The following is an 18847-nucleotide window of genomic DNA, read 5'->3' as shown; positions in this document are numbered from 1 at the left end:
GCTACTTGTTCCAGCGTTTACTCAGCGTAGTAGTTAATCTCTAACCGTTTCCCATCGAGAGTGATATCCCGCCAGATTCTGGAGGCTGTAGTCAGCCTGTGATTTTCCACCGCCTGCAAAAGCTGCGCTTTCGTGAACCCTTCAGGTAACTGGGCTGCGCCGAGCAAAGACCATTGCTTTTCCTTCATGCCAAAGATCAGACTTTCTCCCTCGCCAAAAGCATAGAGCACCTGCTCCGGCTGACCATCTGCGTTAAGATCCTGATTCACTAACACGCATGCATCCTGCTCAACACAGGAGCTAATACGGTAGCTTTGCTGTTTTACAAACCGCCAGAATGCGTCATCGGGTTTTTTGCTACCCGGCGCAATCATCACCATCGGTGCCAGTTGCGTTGTGGTCAGTTCCCGCATGGGATCGAGGTTCCCGCGTAGAATGGCGTTTAAATCACGTCTGCGCTTACTGTCCTTAGTGAAAGCGTCATCCTTTTGTAACGCCTCCAACGCAGCACGCCCCGGTTTTCCGCTATTACGCAACATGTACAGGCTGACCTGATCCGGTGAAATTTGGCCACTATGATAACGGGCCATATGGCTGTTGACGCTAATACGCCAGACATCAATGACCGGCGATGTCAGCAGAATCAACAGTCCCAGAGACAGTAACGAAACACTGAGGATGACTTTGCTCTGAATTTCCAGTGGATTGTGCCCACGGCGCATAATGCTCGCCATGTAGCCGAATGACCAAACCAGCAGCACTGCGATGATCAGCGCACCATGCAGACGCTCAGGCGTCCAGCCATACTGATTGACGCGGACCCAGAGCGCCCAGCTGGCTATCAACATATAAACCGGGGCGACGAGAAGTGAGGTGTTAATCAGATAACATAATGCCCCTGGATAGGGTAAGTCGCGTTTTTGCGGCTCGCGCACAACGACCATCAATAGCAGGAGCAGCAACGTCAGCGTCGACATCAGCCCCGCCGCAGACACCCGTTGCGAAATCGCCTCCAGACCGGTAAAGGGTAATGTCAGCATAAACATCAGCGCTAACAACGCGACCAGAGGCAGCAGACCCGTGGCGATCAACGTCAGAAGCTTTTGTACCGCCGTCACCAGGCGTGACTGCGTACGTGCCAGAATCACCGCCAGCGCGGTAATAAGGCCAAACGTTACATAACCAAACCAGTCGGTCTCAAAGAATAGCGTGTTAAAAAAGGGAATACCGACCAGCTTAAACATCTCGCTCCACAGCAAGAGGACCATCCAGAACAGGCCGTTGGCGACAAAGACGATCAGCAATGTCAGAACATTCAGCCATATCTGGCTGTAAAACTGCGGATAGCGCGCCTGGTCGGTACGCGTATGGAGTTGGTACTGGATCCAGGGTAACGCCAGCATAGCCATGAGAAAGAGGCGCCAACCGTAGACAAAGAAAATCTCATTCTCATTCCACCGGTTCCCTCCTGCAACGTGCCCCTTCAACCAGATGCTCATCGCCAGTACGACGCAGAAGATCACCGCCATCCAGCACCACAGCGCGCGCTGTTTAAACGAGACCACAGAAAGCAGAATCGCCGACGTCAGCGCTATCGTTACAGGCATTCCATAGAACAGCCAGCTACTGTTATGGGGGATGAGGTAAGTCATCAGCAGGTAACACACTACGCCTTGCAGCAGACCAATAAACATCATGCCCCAGCGGGTCGTACGTGAAAGCTCAACACTGTCCATGTCGTAATCCAGAATGAAGGGAAAAGATCATTATCGCATCAACATCACAATTATTGGCACTTACCGGTGTCTTTCAGCCCCTCACAACGCGACGTGAATCGATATTTCATATGTTTGAGTTACGTTATTTTCCTACATGAATGCGATTACACTCACAAGATTCCCGCCAAATATACTCTCCATTAACGTTTTAGGAACATTTTCCACAACAAAAAAGGGTTTCCTGCCATAATATCCGCCTATTTGCGACAGGAGTCGCAGCGTATTCAGTTATCTGTGATTTTGCCGGATGCGTAAATCTATGAGCCTTGTCGCGGTTAACAATCCCTAAAAAACCTTACTATTCCAGGTAATACATATTGGCTAAGGAGCAGTGAAATGCGTGTGAACAACAGTTTAACCCCGCAAGATCTCGAGGCTTATGGTATCAATGACGTTCAGGATATCGTTTACAATCCCAGCTACGACCTGCTGTACCAGGAAGAGCTTGATCCAAATCTGGAAGGCTACGAGCGCGGAGTGTTAACTAATCTGGGCGCCGTTGCTGTTGATACCGGTATCTTTACCGGGCGTTCACCAAAGGATAAGTACATTGTCCGTGACGACACCACGCGAGATACGCTCTGGTGGTCCGACAAGGGTAAAGGTAAGAACGACAACAAACCGCTTTCCCAGGAAACCTGGCAGCACCTGAAAGGATTAGTCACCCAGCAACTCTCAGGCAAACGCCTGTTTATCGTTGATGCATTCTGCGGCGCAAACGCCGATACCCGCCTTTCAGTGCGCTTTATTACCGAAGTCGCCTGGCAGGCACATTTCGTTAAAAACATGTTTATCCGCCCAAGCGATGAAGAACTGCTTGATTTCAAACCTGATTTTATCGTGATGAACGGTGCGAAATGCACCAACCCGCAGTGGAAAGAACAGGGGCTCAACTCTGAGAACTTCGTGGCTTTCAACCTGACTGAACGTATTCAGTTAATTGGCGGGACCTGGTACGGCGGAGAGATGAAAAAAGGCATGTTCTCCGTGATGAATTACCTGCTGCCGCTGAAGGGCATTGCCTCCATGCACTGCTCGGCAAACGTCGGTGAAAAAGGTGATGTGGCGGTGTTCTTTGGCCTGTCCGGTACCGGTAAAACCACGCTGTCTACCGACCCGAAACGTCGCCTGATTGGCGATGATGAGCACGGCTGGGACGACGACGGTGTGTTCAACTTCGAGGGCGGCTGCTACGCGAAGACCATCAAGCTGTCTAAAGATGCAGAGCCAGAAATCTACAATGCGATTCGCCGCGATGCGCTGCTGGAAAACGTCACCGTACGTGAAGATGGCTCTATCGACTTCGATGACGGTTCTAAAACCGAGAATACCCGCGTTTCCTACCCGATTTATCACATCGATAATATCGTTAAACCAGTGTCAAAAGCGGGCCATGCCACCAAGGTTATCTTCCTGACCGCCGATGCGTTTGGCGTTCTGCCACCGGTATCCCGTCTGACCGCAGATCAAACCCAGTACCACTTCCTGTCTGGCTTCACCGCCAAACTGGCTGGAACCGAGCGCGGCGTGACTGAACCGACCCCAACATTCTCTGCCTGTTTCGGTGCGGCCTTCCTGTCACTGCACCCGACGCAGTACGCAGAAGTGCTGGTGAAACGCATGCAGGCTGCTGGCGCACAGGCCTATCTGGTTAACACCGGCTGGAACGGTACCGGCAAACGTATCTCGATTAAAGATACCCGCGCCATTATCGATGCCATCCTGAACGGTTCTCTGGATGACGCAGAAACGTTCCGTCTGCCGATGTTTGACCTGGCGATCCCAACCGAACTGCCGGGCGTAGACACACGTATTCTCGATCCGCGTAATACCTACGCGTCACCAGAACAGTGGCAGGAAAAAGCCAATGCGCTGGCGAAACTGTTTATCGAAAACTTCGAGAAGTATACCGATACCCCAGCGGGCGCCGCGTTAGTCAGCGCCGGTCCGAAGCTGTAATTTTTGATTCGTTATATAGCCCCTTATCTGAAAGGATAAGGGGCTTTTTATTGTATTTACTCTTTTAAAATGTACTCTGTACACCTATAATTTGTACTATTAGCCCCATGCGCAAGAAGCGCCATGTTCACATTTATTGAGCTACAGGGATTTAGTAAACGCCGTCCGTTACTTTTACCTGACGATGAGTTTCGTGCCTTTCAAGAGGCGCTTATTGAAAACCCTGAGGCAGGGGATACTATCGCTGGTACGGGGGGATTCAGAAAAATTCGCTGGAGTCGCTCTGGTATGGGTAAGCGCAGCGGTATTCGGGTTATCTATTACAACGTGACGCGTAAAGGTCGAATCTATCTGGCTTTGCTCTATCCTAAGAATGAACAGGATGATTTAACCGAAGAGCAAAAAAGAGTTTTAATGCACTTATCCGATATGCTGATTTAATTATGAGAATTTTAATCATCAGGACACCGCGATCCGGTGTGGTGAGGCCAAAATGAAAGACGAATTATTTGCCGATTTGCTGGCCAGTGCAGAAGAAATGGTACGTATAGAGAAAGGTGAAGAAACACCTAAACCTGAACATGTGCATACTTTTAGCGAAATTGATGTTAAAGCCATCCGCGAAGCAACAGGGTTACGCCAACAGGATTTTGCCATAGCGGTTGGTGTGAGTTATGACCTGGTTAAAAGCTGGGAAACGAAACGACGCCAACCCACTGGAGCACCAAGAAAACTGCTTTTATTAATTCAAAAAAACCCATTTATAATTAATCAATTAAAAGCAATTTAAGCCAGAGGTTTTACTGTTTACCCCATAAACAGAGGGAGGCTTTCGCCTCCCTTTTTTACGCGTCTTTGGTTGTTCCCGGCACACGGGAGACAGGAACAGGAAGCCAGGCGCGAATCGACAGCCCACCGCGTTCGCTGGTGCCGATTTCCAGCATGCCGTTATGGTTATCGATGATGCGCTGCACGATCGCCAGGCCCAGACCGGTACCGCTGGTACTGCGGGCACTGTCGCCGCGTACAAACGGCTGGAACAGATGCTTACGCTGCTCCGGCTTGATGCCCGGACCATCATCCTCGACCTGGAACCAGGCGCGATGTGGCTCTGTGCCACTGCTAACCTTAATCCAGCCATTACCATAGCGGGCAGCATTGACCACCATATTGGCGACCGCGCGTTTGATCGACAGCGGATGCATCTTCACCTGAATGAGGCCAGGCTGCAGCGCGGTATCAATCTCACGTTCATAACCGCTTTCTGCCGCAACGACTTCTCCTAACACCGCGTTCAGATCCGCCATCTCCATCGGCATCTCCTGCCCGGTGCGCAGATAGTCGATAAACTGTTCGATAATGGCGTTACACTCTTCGATGTCCTTATTGATGGACTCCGCAAGGTAGCCGTCTTCTTCCCCCATCATCTCGGTCGCCAGGCGGATACGCGTCAGCGGCGTACGTAAATCATGGCTCACCCCGGCCATCAGCAGCGTTCGGTCATCGGCCAGCTGCTTCACGCCCGCCGCCATATGGTTGAAGGCTCGGGTCACCGAGCGCACCTCAGAGGCACCATATTCGCGCAGTGGCGGCGGAATAATGCCTTTACCCACCTGCAACGCCGCATGTTCCAGATCCACCAACGGCCGGTTCTGGATACGAATAAACAGCCATGCACCACCGATTGCCAGCAGCATGATCGCCAGCGTATAGCGGAACAGCGGCGAGAAATCGCCCTGATGAATTTCAGTGAGAGGAACGCGAACCCAGATATTCGGAGACAGCCAGGTTTTCAGCCACACGACCGGCGAGCTTTTGTTGACCTCAACGCGAACTTCCGTTGGGCCGCCCAGCTGCTGCGCCATCTGATGACTTAAGAATTCATAGTGCTGCGCCCAACGCAACCCCGCCTCTTCAGCGGCTTCGTTGGAATAGAGGGAAATCCCCAGCTCACGGTAAATTTCCCGGCGGAATGCGGGAGGCACGACCAGTTGCGTGCCGTCCTCCAGCTGCAGTTTATCGGTCATCAGCATACGGACTTCGTAAGCCAGGACCTTATTAAACTGCTGGAGGCTCGGCAGGATCGCGAAGTTCAGCACCACCAGATAAGTCGTCACCAGGCTGGCGAACAGCAAGGTGACGATGAGCAATAACGTGCGAGCAAACGAACTTCGTGGCGAGAAGCGCATTCGCCTCATGCTTTAGAACCGTCCGGGACAAAGACGTAGCCCAGACCCCATACGGTCTGAATATAACGTGGATGTGCCGGATCTTCTTCCACCATACGACGCAGACGGGAAATCTGCACGTCAATAGAACGTTCCATCGCGGAGTACTCGCGACCACGGGCCAGGTTCATCAGCTTATCGCGGGACAACGGCTCACGCGGGTGACTGACCAACGCTTTCAGCACGGCAAATTCACCGCTGGTCAGCGGCATAGGTTCATCTTCACGGAACATCTCACGGGTGCCGAGGTTCAGTTTGAACTTACCAAAAGCGATAACCGCTTCTTCCTGAGACGGCGCGCCCGGCAGTTCATTTGCCTGACGACGCAGTACGGCACGAATACGCGCCAACAGTTCGCGCGGGTTAAACGGTTTCGGGATATAGTCGTCAGCGCCGATTTCCAGCCCAACGATACGGTCAACCTCTTCCCCCTTCGCCGTCACCATAATGATCGGCATTGGGTTGCTCTGGCTACGCAGGCGGCGGCAAATCGACAGACCATCTTCACCTGGCAGCATCAAATCCAGTACCATAAGGTGGAAGGATTCACGGGTCAGCAGACGATCCATCTGCTCAGCGTTTGCGACGCTTCGAACCTGGAAGCCCTGCTCGGTCAGATAACGTTCCAGTAGCGCGCGCAGGCGCATGTCGTCATCGACCACCAGAATCTTATAGTTCTCTTGCATTGTTATTACTCCCAAAGGTTCGCAACAATTGTAAGTGTGTATTCTTAAGAAAGCTCACCTGAGTAACCAGCAAATTCTGGTATGAATTCCAGGCTAAATTGTTACAAAGCATATTAAACAGCAGCTTAAGTATACAATGTTTCTCGTAATACATTATTTATTCTGTTGATATGCTCACGTAATACCAATTGTGCGCATCATCACAGAATCAAGGTAAAACAATAAGATGAAAACGCCCCTGATAACCCGTGAAGGGTATGAAAAACTCAAACAAGAGCTGAATTACCTCTGGCGTGAAGAGCGCCCGGAAGTCACCAAGAAAGTGACCTGGGCCGCCAGTCTGGGTGACCGCAGCGAAAACGCTGACTACCAGTATAATAAAAAGCGCCTGCGCGAGATCGACAGACGCGTCCGTTATTTGACCAAGTGCATGGAGAATCTAAAAATTGTCGATTACTCCCCTCAGCAGGAAGGAAAAGTGTTCTTTGGCGCATGGGTTGAGATTGAAAATGATGACGGCGACATCCGCAAATTTCGCATTGTCGGCTACGATGAAATCTTTGGGCGTAAGGATTACATCTCTATCGACTCACCGATGGCGCGCGCTCTTCTCAAAAAAGAGGTCGGCGATCTCGCGGTAGTGAACACCCCTGGCGGAGAAGCAAGCTGGTACGTGAATGAGATTGAGTACGTTAAATAAGACGGAACAATCCGAAGCCCCTGCTGATGGCTGGCATTTTTGCCAGTCAATCCGTATAACTATCCCCTGATTTTTATCCTAAAGACGAAGCTATCCATGATGAATGATTCTTTCTGCCGCATTATCGCAGGTGAAATTCAGGCTCGTGCTGAACAGGTAGAAGCTGCCGTTCGCCTGCTTGATGAAGGGAACACCGTGCCGTTTATCGCACGTTATCGTAAGGAAATCACCGGCGGTCTGGATGACACGCAGCTGCGTAATCTGGAGACCCGTCTGGGATATCTGCGGGAACTGGAAGACCGCCGTCAGGCGATCCTCAAATCTATCGGCGAGCAAGGCAAACTGACCGACGATCTGGCGAAAGCGATCAACGGCACGTTAAGTAAGACCGAACTCGAAGACCTCTACCTGCCGTACAAACCTAAACGCCGCACCCGTGGGCAAATCGCCATTGAAGCGGGTCTTGAGCCGCTGGCCGACCTGCTGTGGAACGATCCCTCTCACGACCCAGAAACCGAAGCAGCCAAATACCTCAATGCCGAAAACGGTGTGGCGGATACCAAAGCGGCTCTCGACGGCGCGCGCTACATTCTGATGGAGCGTTTTGCCGAAGACGCCGCGCTGCTGGCAAAAGTCCGTGATTACCTGTGGAAGAACGCCCATCTGGTTTCCATCGTAGTGAGCGGGAAAGAAGAGGAAGGTGCCAAATTCCGCGACTACTTCGATCACCACGAACCTATTTCCACCGTTCCTTCTCACCGAGCACTGGCGATGTTCCGCGGGCGTAACGAAGGCGTGCTGCAGCTTTCTCTGAATGCTGACCCGCAGTTCGATGAGCCGCCAAAAGAGAGCCACGGCGAGCAGATTATCCGCGATCATCTGGGTCTGCGCCTGAACAACGCGCCGGCGGACAGCTGGCGTAAAGGCGTTGTCAGTTGGACATGGCGCATCAAAGTGCTGATGCACCTCGAAACCGAACTGATGGGCACCGTGCGCGAACGTGCGGAAGATGAGGCCATTAACGTCTTTGCCCGCAACCTGCACGACCTGCTGATGGCCGCTCCGGCCGGGTTGCGTGCCACTATGGGTCTCGATCCTGGTCTGCGTACCGGTGTGAAGGTCGCGGTTGTTGACGGGACCGGCAAGCTGGTGGCGACCGACACCATTTATCCGCATACCGGACAGGCAGCCAAAGCCGCCGTTGCGGTGGCCGCGCTGTGCGAAAAATACAACGTTGAGCTGGTGGCGATTGGCAACGGTACCGCATCGCGTGAGACCGAACGCTTCTTCCTCGACGTGCAGAAACAGTTCCCGAAAGTGACCGCGCAAAAAGTGATCGTCAGCGAAGCCGGGGCCTCGGTGTACTCTGCTTCTGAACTGGCGGCGCTGGAGTTCCCGGATCTCGACGTTTCCCTGCGCGGTGCGGTGTCTATTGCCCGCCGTCTGCAGGATCCGCTGGCCGAGCTGGTGAAAATCGACCCGAAATCGATCGGTGTCGGCCAGTACCAGCACGACGTTAGCCAGACCCAGCTTGCCCGTAAATTGGATGCGGTAGTCGAGGACTGCGTAAACGCCGTCGGCGTTGATCTGAATACCGCCTCCGTGCCGCTGTTGACTCGCGTAGCCGGTTTAACCCGCATGATGGCGCAGAACATTGTTGCCTGGCGTGATGAGAACGGTCAGTTCCAGAACCGTCAACAGTTGCTAAAAGTCAGCCGTCTGGGGCCTAAAGCCTTTGAGCAGTGCGCGGGCTTCCTGCGCATTAACCACGGCGATAACCCGCTGGATGCCTCAACCGTTCACCCGGAAGCCTATCCGATAGTGGAACGCATTCTGGCCGCCACCGAGCAGTCGCTGCGCGACCTGATGGGCAACAGCACCGAATTGCGTAACCTGAAAGCAGCCGACTTTACCGACGAGCGCTTCGGGGTGCCGACCGTAACCGACATCATCAAAGAGCTGGAAAAACCGGGTCGTGACCCGCGTCCTGAGTTCAAAACCGCACAGTTTGCTGACGGCATAGAAACCATGAACGATCTGCTGCCGGGCATGATTCTGGAAGGCGCAGTCACCAACGTCACCAACTTTGGTGCGTTTGTCGATATCGGCGTTCATCAGGACGGTCTGGTGCATATCTCCTCGTTATCGAACAAATTCGTTGAAGACCCGCACACCGTGGTAAAAGCCGGCGACATTGTGAAGGTGAAAGTGCTGGAGGTTGATCTACCGCGTAAGCGTATCGCCCTGACCATGCGTCTGGACGAACAGCCGGGTGAAACCAATGCCCGTCGCGGCGGCGGTGGCAACAACGAGCGCACACAGGGTAACCGCCCGGCGCCTAAAGCCGCAAAACCCCGTGGTCGTGAGGCGCAGTCAGCCGGTAACAGTGCGATGATGGATGCACTGGCGGCGGCAATGGGTAAAAAGCGCTAGTGTGACGCGTGTGCCGGATGGCGGTGTAAACACCTTAGCCGGCCAACTTGTCGTAATTAATTTGTAGGCCGGATAAGACGCGCGAGCGTTGCCATCCGGCCTATTTAATATATTTATCGCTTTCCGTCACAATATATTTATCACTTTATTAACAGCTGAAACCTTAATTAAACATTAATAAATTCCAATAGTTTCTCCCTCGAATCATTCGTGTCAGACCTGAATAAATGTTGAGCCATATCAAAATTGACTCAAATTATTCGCCAATCCAACATTCCGTCACATTTATTCTATTGATGATAGAAACCATTCTCATTATCATTGTTTTGTTGATTATTTACTCTTTCCTTCGTTGGCTAATCATCTGGTCTCATGCCGCCTTTCGCCCCATGAGGTAATCATCCAGTTAGCGAGATATAAGTAGGTCCCTATGCAATTCACTCCAGACACTGCTTGGAAAATTACCGGTTTTTCTCGTGATATCAGCCCGGCGTACCGGCAGAAGCTCTTGTCGCTCGGCATGCTGCCAGGCTCATCGTTCAATGTGGTTCGCGTCGCCCCATTAGGCGATCCTATCCATATTGAAACACGCCGAGTCAGCCTGGTGTTGCGGAAAAAAGATCTGGCGTTATTAGAAGTGGAAGCGGTTTCCTGTTAATACAGTGAGTCTATAAAAATGAAAAAACTAACCATTGGTTTAATTGGTAATCCTAATTCCGGCAAGACAACATTATTCAATCAGCTTACCGGCGCGCGTCAGCGTGTGGGTAACTGGGCTGGCGTTACCGTTGAGCGCAAAGAAGGTCATTTCTCGACAACTGACCATCAGGTTACGCTGGTGGATTTACCCGGCACCTATTCTTTGACGACCATCTCATCGCAGACCTCCCTCGATGAGCAAATTGCCTGTCACTATATCTTAAGCGGCGACGCCGACCTGCTGATCAACGTGGTTGATGCCTCAAACCTCGAGCGTAACCTCTACCTGACGCTGCAACTGCTTGAACTGGGTATCCCCTGCATCGTCGCGCTGAACATGCTGGACATTGCTGAGAAGCAGCAAATCCGGATTGATATCGACGCCCTTTCCGCCCGTCTGGGCTGCCCGGTGGTGCCGCTGGTCTCAACCCGTGGTCGCGGGATTGAAGCACTGAAGCTGGCTATCGATCGCTACAAAGAAAACGACACCGTCGAGCTGGTACATTATGCCCAACCGCTGCTGCGTGAAGCCGAGTCTCTGGCTGACGCGATGGCCAAAGAGATGCCGCAGCAACAACGTCGCTGGCTCGGCCTGCAGATGCTGGAAGGCGATATCTACAGCCGCGCCTACGCGGGTGATGCGGCACAAAATCTGGATGCCGCGCTGACTCGCCTGAGTGAAACAATGGACGATCCGGCGCTGCATATTGCTGATGCACGTTACCAGTGCATTGCCGCCATCTGCGATACCGTCAGCAACACCCTGACCGCAGAGCCAAGCCGCTTCACCACCGCGGTCGATAAGGTCGTACTTAACCGCTTCCTCGGCCTGCCAGTATTTCTGTTCGTGATGTACCTGATGTTCCTGCTCGCCATTAACATCGGTGGCGCGCTGCAGCCGCTGTTTGACGTCGGTTCCGTGGCACTCTTTATCCATGGTATTCAGTGGATTGGCTACACCCTGCACTTCCCGGACTGGTTAACCATCTTCCTGGCGCAGGGTCTTGGCGGCGGGATTAACACCGTGCTACCGCTGGTGCCGCAAATCGGCATGATGTACCTGTTCCTCTCATTCCTCGAAGACTCCGGCTATATGGCGCGTGCTGCGTTTGTGATGGATCGTTTGATGCAGGCTCTGGGATTACCGGGTAAATCGTTTGTCCCGCTAATTGTCGGCTTCGGCTGTAACGTCCCTTCCGTGATGGGCGCACGCACGCTGGATGCACCGCGTGAACGTCTGATGACCATCATGATGGCGCCGTTTATGTCCTGCGGTGCGCGTCTGGCGATTTTCGCCGTGTTTGCTGCGGCGTTCTTTGGCCAGAACGGCGCGCTGGCCGTCTTCTCACTGTACGTACTGGGTATCGTCATGGCGGTACTGACCGGCCTGATGCTCAAGCACACCATTATGCGTGGCGAAGCCACACCGTTCGTGATGGAGCTGCCGGTTTACCATGTACCGCACGTTAAAAGCCTGGTCATTCAGACCTGGCAGCGCCTGAAAGGCTTTGTCCTGCGCGCCGGTAAAGTCATCATCATCGTCAGTATTTTCCTCAGCGCGTTTAACAGTTTCTCCCTGAGCGGAAAAATCGTCGATAACATCAACGACTCGGCGCTGGCGTCCGTCAGTCGCGTAATCACCCCTATCTTCAAACCGATTGGCGTACACGAAGATAACTGGCAGGCCACCGTGGGTCTGTTCACCGGAGCCATGGCAAAAGAAGTGGTTGTCGGTACGCTGAATACGCTCTATACCGCAGAAAATATTCAGGAAGAAGAGTTCAACCCGGCCGAGTTCAACCTCGGTGACGAGTTAGCAGGTGCGCTGGGTGAAACCTGGCAAAGTCTGAAAGACACCTTCAGCCTGAGCGTGCTGGCTAACCCTATCGAAGCCAGCAAAGGCGACGGTGAGATGGCAACCGGCGCAATGGGCGTGATGGGTGCGAAGTTCGGCAGCGCCGCCGCCGCGTACAGTTACCTGATTTTCGTGCTGCTGTATGTCCCGTGCATTTCGGTAATGGGCGCTATTGCTCGTGAATCCAGCCGTGGCTGGATGGGCTTCTCCATTCTGTGGGGACTGAACATCGCCTACTCTCTGTCGACGCTGTTTTACCAGACGGTCAGCTACAAAGAGCATCCGACCTACAGTCTGGTGTGCATTTTAACCGTCATTCTGTTTAACATCGTGCTGCTGGGAATGCTGCGCCGCGCACGCAGTCGGGTAGATATCGAACTGCTGGCGACCAATAAGACGCCAGGTTCCTGCTGTGCCAGCACCACCGGCGATTGCCACTAGGCGGTGAATGATGGCATCGCTTATTCAGGTACGTGATTTACTGGCTCTGCGGGGGCGTATGGAGGCAACACAAATCAGCCATACGCTGCACACCCCGCAGCCGATGATTGACGCCATGCTGAATCAGTTAGAACAGATGGGTAAAGCAGTACGTATTCAGGAAGATGCCGACGGGTGTCTTTCTGGAAGCTGCAAGAGTTGCCCTGAAGGGAAAGCCTGTCTGCGCGAGTGGTGGGCATTGCGCTAACCTGTTGCAATAGGCCGGATGGCGCTACGCTTATCCGGCCTACAAATAGCCCCAATCCCCGAGCGGGATACAGCGCTAGATCTGCTGCTTCAACGCCACCAGCGCGGCACAGAACTCAGCAGGATGCGAAATAAACGGCGCATGTGCCGCTTTGGCGAATATCAACGACTCACTCTTCGGCCACAGTGCATCCAGCATCGGCACGACTTTACGCGGCACCAGACCATCGAGATAGCCGTACAAACGCAGGAACGGCATGTCCAGGGCGCAGAGCGGCTCACGCAGGTCGACCGTTTTCAGGATCTCCAGCCCACCATTCAGCACCGCCACATCCGGCATCGGTAACGCCAGCACCGTTTTCTTCAGCGCTCGCGCATCCTGACGCGCCGTCTCCGTCCCCATCGTTTGCAGTGCCAGGAAACGCTCCACCGTCCGCTGGAAGTCTTCGCTAAGCTGCTGCTGGAAGCCCGCCAGCACTTCGGGCTTAATACCAGGCCACTCATCGCGTGCGCTAAAGCATGGCGAAGAGGCGACGGTAACCAGCGCCTGCGCGCGCTCAGGATGGGTCAACGCCACCTGACTCGCCACCAATCCGCCCAGACTCCAGCCCAGCCAGATGGCTTTCTCCGGAGCCTGTTGCAAAACGCACTCCGCCATTTCTTCCAGCGGCATCGCACCAAAACCCTGACTGCGCCCAAATCCCGGTAAATCAACCAGGTGCAGCGTAAAATGCGAGCTTAATTCCTCACTTATGCAATGCCAGACTTCCGCATTCAGTCCCCATCCGTGCAGCAGCACAAGATGGCAATTTCCCGAACCCCGGGTCTGCCACCAGATGTCATTCATCAGTTACTGTTCTCTTTTGACCAACAAGGATGAACCTATGCTAACAGTACCAGGATTGTGCTGGCTATGCCGAATGCCGTTAATGCTCGGGCACTGGGGAATGTGTTCCGTTTGCACGCGTGCGACGTGTCAACATGTCTGCCTGTGCCCACAGTGCGGGCTGCCCGCCGCCCACCCCGATATTCCCTGCGGACGCTGCCTGCAAAAGCCGCCGCCGTGGCAGCGACTGATCGCGGTCAGTGACTACGTGCCGCCGCTGAGCGGGCTTATCCACCAGCTGAAGTTTTCCCGGCGTAGTGACATCGCCCCCGCACTGTCGCGCTTGATGTTGCTGGAGGTATTGCAGGCTCGCCGTACCCGTGGCCTTCCCCTGCCGGATCGGCTGATTAGCGTTCCACTCTGGCAACGCCGCCATTGGCGCAGGGGATTTAATCAAAGTGACTTACTGTGTCGCTCACTGGCACGCTGGCTGGGCTGCGACTGGGACGGTCAGGCCATCACACGAACTCGCCCCACCGCCACACAGCACCATCTCAGCGCCCGATTACGCAAACGCAACCTGAAAAATGCGTTTCGCCTTGAATTGCCGGTGCAGGGACTCCATATGGTTGTTGTGGATGATGTCGTCACTACCGGAAGTACCGTCGCGGAGATCGCGCAGCTGCTTTTACGCAACGGCGCGGCGACTGTCCAGGTATGGTGCCTGTGTCGAACCTTGTAGAGCCTCGATGATGGGCGTATTATAACCAAGTAAAATAGTCAACTATTAGGCCATTACTATGATCCATATTTCCGATGCTGCACAAGCGCACTTTGCCAAACTGTTGGCAAATCAGGAAGAAGGGACACAAATTCGCGTATTTGTGATTAATCCCGGCACGCCTAACGCTGAATGCGGCGTTTCTTATTGCCCGCCGGACGCCGTGGAAGCAACCGACACCGCCATTAAATTTGACCTGCTGACCGCTTACGTTGATGAACTGAGCGCACCGTACCTGGAAGAGGCAGAAATTGATTTTGTTACCGACCAGTTAGGCTCCCAGCTGACCCTGAAAGCACCTAATGCGAAAATGCGTAAAGTGTCTGATGACGCACCGCTGATGGAACGCGTGGAGTACATGCTGCAGTCACAGATTAACCCACAGCTGGCTGGCCACGGTGGCCGTGTCTCCTTGATGGAAATCACCGACGAAGGCTACGCAATTCTGCAATTCGGTGGCGGCTGTAACGGCTGTTCAATGGTCGATGTCACACTGAAAGAAGGCATCGAGAAGCAGCTGCTGGCTGAATTCCCGGAGCTGAAAGGCGTTCGCGATTTGACCGAACACCAGCGCGGCGAGCACTCTTACTACTAGTATCCGTAGGCCCGATAAGACGCATCAGCGTCGTCATCGGGCATTGGTGCCGGATGGCAGCGTAAACGCGTTATCCGGCCTACACCCCTGCATTTCTCCGCATATGTCCTGCAACAACCCCCCTATAATTTGACCTGCCTCTCATAATTTAAATTTTGCCTGCCCAGGTGATTTTCAATCACTACATGTTACCCGTATCATTATCGCACGCACCTGGAACACTCATAACAGCCAGCTAAACTACGTAGTTTTGAAGGCAATCAGCATTGGTGCCGTAATAACTTTGTTCCCGGTCGGGACAATCAGAATTTGTCATCTAAACACTGACGTTACCCATAACAAAGTAAAGGCCAGGTAAATCATGCCATTAGTCATCGTTGCTATCGGTGTAATCTTGTTACTCCTCCTGATGATCCGTTTCAAAATGAACGGCTTCATCGCTCTCGTCCTGGTGGCGCTTGCTGTCGGATTGATGCAAGGGATGCCACTGGATAAAGTCATCGGTTCAATTAAAGCCGGCGTCGGCGGAACCCTTGGTAGCCTCGCCCTGATTATGGGTTTTGGCGCCATGTTGGGCAAAATGCTGGCAGACTGCGGCGGTGCGCAACGTATTGCCACCACGCTGATTGCTAAATTCGGCAAAAAGCACATCCAGTGGGCCGTGGTATTAACCGGCTTCACCGTGGGCTTTGCGCTGTTCTACGAAGTGGGCTTCGTGCTGATGCTACCGCTGGTATTCACCATCGCTGCCGCCGCGAACATCCCGCTGCTGTATGTCGGTGTGCCAATGGCCGCTGCGCTGTCTGTGACCCACGGCTTCTTGCCGCCACACCCGGGTCCGACCGCAATTGCCACCATTTTCCACGCCGATATGGGTAAAACCCTGCTGTTTGGTACGATTCTGGCGATCCCGACCGTTATTCTGGCGGGTCCGGTGTATGCGCGTTTCCTGAAGGGCATTGATAAGCCAATCCCGGAAGGTCTGTACAGTGCAAAAACCTTCACTGAAGAAGAAATGCCAGGCTTTGGCGTCAGCGTCTGGACCTCTCTGGTTCCGGTCGTGCTGATGGCGATGCGTGCTATCGCGGAGATGATCCTGCCGAAAGGCCATGCCTTCCTGCCGGTTGCAGAGTTCCTCGGTGACCCGGTCATGGCAACGCTGATTGCCGTTCTGATTGCGATGTTCACCTTTGGTCTGAACCGTGGACGTTCGATGGATCAGATTAACGACACGCTGGTGTCCTCCATCAAGATCATCGCAATGATGCTGCTGATTATCGGTGGTGGCGGTGCATTCAAACAGGTACTGGTGGACAGTGGCGTCGACAAATACATCGCCTCTATGATGCATGAAACCAACGTCTCTCCGCTGCTGATGGCATGGTCAATTGCCGCTGTACTGCGTATCGCACTGGGTTCTGCTACCGTGGCAGCCATCACCGCAGGTGGGATTGTGGCACCGCTGATTGCAACGACCGGCGTGAGCCCTGAGCTGATGGTTATTGCAGTAGGCTCCGGCTCCGTCATCTTCTCCCACGTGAACGATCCGGGCTTCTGGCTGTTCAAGGAATACTTCAACCTGACCATCGGCGAGACCATCAAGTCATGGTCAATGCTGGAAACCATTATTTCGGTATGCGGTCTGGTAGGATGCCTGCTGCTAAATATGGCTATCTGATGTAAAAAAGCCGGGATTTTCCCGGCTTTTTTTTACTTCTTCTTCGCGGCAGCTTTTCGCCGTTTGTCCAAATCCTTAATCAGCTTGTTCACCCCACCATCGGCAAACATCGCCTCTAGCGTCGTCGTCAGCTTACGCCGCCAGTTTTTGTACTGGTCGCTGGTCCCCGGAATATTGACCGGCTCCGCCATATCCAGCCAGTCCTCCGGCTGCAGGCCCAGTAGGGCGCTGTTGCTGTCGGCGATATAGCGCTGCATACCCCGGTTGAGGATCGGCGTCATCGACATCAACGACGCCTTGTGTCCGGCGCGTTTTGGCAGACAGCCGTATTTGTGCAGCGCATCCAACAGGCCCTGCTTCGCCAGTTCACGGTCCTGATACAACCCGCGCAGCACAACTTCATCCGGGTACAGCCCCAGCGTTTTACCGAGCGTCAGATCACCGCTGTCCCAATAGCCTTTAAGCGTAGGAAGGTCATGCGTCGCCGCGACTGCCATTGATTGTTCCGGGTACGCCTGCGGCGCGCGGAAGTTCTTCTCATGGTCATTCTCAAAATAGAGCACTTTGTAGGAATACACGCCGCTGTCACGCAGCTTGCTGACAATTTCTACCGGTACAGTACCCAGGTCTTCACCAATCACCATACAGTGATGACGTTGACTTTCCAGCGCCAGAATAGAAAGCAGGTCGTCGACCGGATAATGCACGTAGGCGCCGTGATCGGCGGTTTCGCCGTAGGGGATCCACCACAAACGCAGCATCGACATTACATGGTCAATACGCAGCGCCCCGCAGTTCTGCATATTGGCACGCAGCAGCTCGATAAACGGCTCATAGGCGCGCGCGGTGATGATATGCGGATCCATCGGCGGCAGGCCCCAGTTCTGACCGAGCGGACCAAGAATATCCGGCGGTGCACCAACGGACGCTTTCAGGCAGTACAGCTCACGGTCACACCAGGTTTCCGCCCCACCTTCTGCTACGCCGACCGCCAGATCGCGGTACAACCCGATAGGCATTGCAAAGCCCTGACTGGTTTCCCAACAGGCAGCAAACTGGGTATACGCCAGCCACTGTAGCCAGAGGTAGAAATCCACTTCATCGCGGTGCTCTGCGCAGAACTGTTTCACCGCCGGTGAGTCCACCGTCCGGAAGTCTTCCGGCCACGCAGGCCAACCCCAGCGCGACTCATCTTCTTTCACCTGATATGCATGCAGCGCGTCGAACGCCGCCTGCCAGTAAAGACTTTCACCTTCCTGAGCCACAAAACGACGGAATGCCGCCATCTGCTCATCATCACGCACAGAGAACCCTTTCCATGCCAGACGTAGCGCGGTCATCTTCAGCGTGGTCACGGTGGTGTAATCCACCCACTCGGCATCGCGGGCCTGTTGCAGAGCTTGCTGCGTGGCAGGCTTCTGCCACCAGCTCTGCGCCGCTTTGCTCAGACGGAAGTCCTCTACCGCATTCACATCAATGTAGATCACGTTCAGCCAACGGCGCGAAGACGGGCTATACGGGCTGGCGCTCTCCGGGTTCGCCGGATACAGCGCGTGGATCGGGTTGAGGCCAATAAACGCCCCGCCGCGTTTAGCCACTTCCGGCAGCATCGCCTTCAGATCGCCAAAATCACCAATCCCCCAATTATTCTCTGAACGCAGGGTATAAAGCTGGACGCAGGCACCCCACAGCTTTTGCCCGGCCAGCAGCGCCTGCGGCTCATAGCAACGTTTTGGCGCGACGATGATGCGGCAATGGCTGCGCGCTTCGTCCTGAGTCAGGGTGAGCGTGTGATACCCCTCCGGCAACTTCGCCGGAAGGTGAAAAGATTTACCGCCAGTGACATGCCCTTTGTGCTGCACACCGTCTTCGGTGGTCAGCAGCCAGCTAAATTCACCACTCCCTTCAACCGCCAGCGGCATTTTTTTGCCGACGGTATACA

General features: G+C 53.9%; 16 protein-coding genes. 11 read left to right on the top strand and 5 right to left on the bottom strand.

Annotated elements, in window-relative coordinates; genetic code table 11:
• Positions 1 to 17: 17 nt before the first annotated feature.
• Positions 18 to 1736, bottom strand: a complete 1719-nt coding sequence (locus tag FDX01_RS12790; RefSeq protein WP_137399877.1) for a DUF4153 domain-containing protein — start codon at positions 1734 to 1736, stop codon at positions 18 to 20.
• 378 nt (positions 1737 to 2114) lie between these two features.
• Here FDX01_RS12790 and pckA point away from each other — a divergent pair, with 378 nt between their 5' ends.
• The 3 genes from pckA (at position 2115) to nadS (ending at position 4527) form a co-directional block, all read left to right on the top strand.
• Complete coding sequence (gene pckA, locus FDX01_RS12785) at positions 2115 to 3737, top strand: phosphoenolpyruvate carboxykinase (ATP) (RefSeq protein WP_115257300.1); 1623 nt, start codon at positions 2115 to 2117, stop codon at positions 3735 to 3737.
• Positions 3738 to 3860: 123 nt separating this feature from the next.
• The gene (locus tag FDX01_RS12780) at positions 3861 to 4178 is read left to right on the top strand and encodes a type II toxin-antitoxin system RelE/ParE family toxin (RefSeq protein WP_117342464.1); all 318 of its coding nucleotides are present in this window, start codon (positions 3861 to 3863) and stop codon (positions 4176 to 4178) included.
• A gap of 52 nt (positions 4179 to 4230) precedes the next feature.
• Positions 4231 to 4527, top strand: a complete 297-nt coding sequence (nadS, locus tag FDX01_RS12775; protein ID WP_003837894.1) for a NadS family protein — start codon at positions 4231 to 4233, stop codon at positions 4525 to 4527.
• A gap of 55 nt (positions 4528 to 4582) precedes the next feature.
• Here nadS and envZ read toward each other — a convergent pair whose 3' ends face one another.
• Positions 4583 to 5935, bottom strand: coding sequence for a two-component system sensor histidine kinase EnvZ (gene envZ, locus FDX01_RS12770; RefSeq protein WP_096759268.1), 1353 nt, complete (start codon positions 5933 to 5935; stop codon positions 4583 to 4585).
• Positions 5932 to 6651, bottom strand: a complete 720-nt coding sequence (gene ompR / locus FDX01_RS12765) for a two-component system response regulator OmpR (protein WP_001157751.1) — start codon at positions 6649 to 6651, stop codon at positions 5932 to 5934. The genes envZ and ompR overlap by 4 nt, the downstream gene beginning before the upstream one ends.
• A gap of 226 nt (positions 6652 to 6877) precedes the next feature.
• On the opposite strand from ompR, the gene greB reads away from it, so the two are divergent.
• The 5 genes from greB (at position 6878) to feoC (ending at position 13026) form a co-directional block, all read left to right on the top strand.
• Positions 6878 to 7351, top strand: coding sequence for a transcription elongation factor GreB (gene greB / locus FDX01_RS12760; RefSeq protein WP_003023524.1), 474 nt, complete (start codon positions 6878 to 6880; stop codon positions 7349 to 7351).
• Positions 7352 to 7447: 96 nt separating this feature from the next.
• Entirely contained in the window at positions 7448 to 9784 is a 2337-nt protein-coding gene (locus FDX01_RS12755; RefSeq protein ID WP_137399876.1) for a Tex family protein, read from the top strand.
• A 430-nt stretch (positions 9785 to 10214) separates the two neighbouring features.
• Positions 10215 to 10442, top strand: a complete 228-nt coding sequence (gene feoA / locus FDX01_RS12750; protein WP_115257296.1) for a ferrous iron transporter A — start codon at positions 10215 to 10217, stop codon at positions 10440 to 10442.
• 18 nt (positions 10443 to 10460) lie between these two features.
• On the top strand, positions 10461 to 12779 hold the full coding sequence (gene feoB, locus FDX01_RS12745; protein ID WP_115257295.1) for a Fe(2+) transporter permease subunit FeoB: 2319 nt from the start codon (positions 10461 to 10463) through the stop codon (positions 12777 to 12779).
• Between the two features lie 10 nt (positions 12780 to 12789).
• Positions 12790 to 13026 (top strand): [Fe-S]-dependent transcriptional repressor FeoC, encoded by a 237-nt coding sequence (gene feoC, locus FDX01_RS12740; protein ID WP_096759504.1) that lies wholly within the window; start codon positions 12790 to 12792, stop codon positions 13024 to 13026.
• Between the two features lie 75 nt (positions 13027 to 13101).
• Here the strand turns inward: feoC and bioH are convergent, their stop codons facing one another.
• Positions 13102 to 13872 (bottom strand): pimeloyl-ACP methyl ester esterase BioH, encoded by a 771-nt coding sequence (gene bioH / locus FDX01_RS12735; RefSeq protein WP_135911285.1) that lies wholly within the window; start codon positions 13870 to 13872, stop codon positions 13102 to 13104.
• 37 nt (positions 13873 to 13909) lie between these two features.
• Here bioH and gntX point away from each other — a divergent pair, with 37 nt between their 5' ends.
• From gntX to gntT, 3 genes are all read left to right on the top strand, one after another.
• Positions 13910 to 14593, top strand: coding sequence for a DNA utilization protein GntX (gene gntX / locus FDX01_RS12730; RefSeq protein WP_115257293.1), 684 nt, complete (start codon positions 13910 to 13912; stop codon positions 14591 to 14593).
• Between the two features lie 58 nt (positions 14594 to 14651).
• On the top strand, positions 14652 to 15227 hold the full coding sequence (nfuA, locus tag FDX01_RS12725) for a Fe-S biogenesis protein NfuA (protein ID WP_096759262.1): 576 nt from the start codon (positions 14652 to 14654) through the stop codon (positions 15225 to 15227).
• 361 nt (positions 15228 to 15588) lie between these two features.
• Positions 15589 to 16905 (top strand): gluconate transporter, encoded by a 1317-nt coding sequence (gene gntT, locus FDX01_RS12720; RefSeq protein WP_045448464.1) that lies wholly within the window; start codon positions 15589 to 15591, stop codon positions 16903 to 16905.
• Positions 16906 to 16937: 32 nt separating this feature from the next.
• On the opposite strand, the gene malQ is transcribed toward gntT, so the two are convergent.
• Positions 16938 to 18847: 4-alpha-glucanotransferase (malQ, locus tag FDX01_RS12715; RefSeq protein WP_249360966.1), on the bottom strand; the 1910-nt coding region annotated here is incomplete at its 5' end.

This window comes from Citrobacter sp. wls613 (assembly GCF_005281195.1).
GTDB lineage: Bacteria > Pseudomonadota > Gammaproteobacteria > Enterobacterales > Enterobacteriaceae > Citrobacter > Citrobacter gillenii.
Note: the sequence above shows the minus strand (reverse complement) of the source record. Positions and strands in the feature narration are given on the sequence as shown.

What these genes read in the sequence shown, in the direction of transcription:
- pckA (WP_115257300.1), top strand. Translation starts at nt 2,115, where the DNA reads ATGCGTGTGAACAACAGTTTAACCCCGCAAGATCTCGAGGCTTATGGT.
- gntX (WP_115257293.1), top strand. Translation starts at nt 13,910, where the DNA reads ATGCTAACAGTACCAGGATTGTGCTGGCTATGCCGAATGCCGTTAATG.
- FDX01_RS12780 (WP_117342464.1), top strand. Translation starts at nt 3,861, where the DNA reads ATGTTCACATTTATTGAGCTACAGGGATTTAGTAAACGCCGTCCGTTA.
- feoA (WP_115257296.1), top strand. Translation starts at nt 10,215, where the DNA reads ATGCAATTCACTCCAGACACTGCTTGGAAAATTACCGGTTTTTCTCGT.
- nadS (WP_003837894.1), top strand. Translation starts at nt 4,231, where the DNA reads ATGAAAGACGAATTATTTGCCGATTTGCTGGCCAGTGCAGAAGAAATG.
- FDX01_RS12790 (WP_137399877.1), bottom strand. Translation starts at nt 1,736, where the DNA reads ATGGACAGTGTTGAGCTTTCACGTACGACCCGCTGGGGCATGATGTTT.
- envZ (WP_096759268.1), bottom strand. Translation starts at nt 5,935, where the DNA reads ATGAGGCGAATGCGCTTCTCGCCACGAAGTTCGTTTGCTCGCACGTTA.
- nfuA (WP_096759262.1), top strand. Translation starts at nt 14,652, where the DNA reads ATGATCCATATTTCCGATGCTGCACAAGCGCACTTTGCCAAACTGTTG.
- bioH (WP_135911285.1), bottom strand. Translation starts at nt 13,872, where the DNA reads ATGAATGACATCTGGTGGCAGACCCGGGGTTCGGGAAATTGCCATCTT.
- FDX01_RS12755 (WP_137399876.1), top strand. Translation starts at nt 7,448, where the DNA reads ATGATGAATGATTCTTTCTGCCGCATTATCGCAGGTGAAATTCAGGCT.
- feoB (WP_115257295.1), top strand. Translation starts at nt 10,461, where the DNA reads ATGAAAAAACTAACCATTGGTTTAATTGGTAATCCTAATTCCGGCAAG.
- ompR (WP_001157751.1), bottom strand. Translation starts at nt 6,651, where the DNA reads ATGCAAGAGAACTATAAGATTCTGGTGGTCGATGACGACATGCGCCTG.
- gntT (WP_045448464.1), top strand. Translation starts at nt 15,589, where the DNA reads ATGCCATTAGTCATCGTTGCTATCGGTGTAATCTTGTTACTCCTCCTG.
- feoC (WP_096759504.1), top strand. Translation starts at nt 12,790, where the DNA reads ATGGCATCGCTTATTCAGGTACGTGATTTACTGGCTCTGCGGGGGCGT.
- greB (WP_003023524.1), top strand. Translation starts at nt 6,878, where the DNA reads ATGAAAACGCCCCTGATAACCCGTGAAGGGTATGAAAAACTCAAACAA.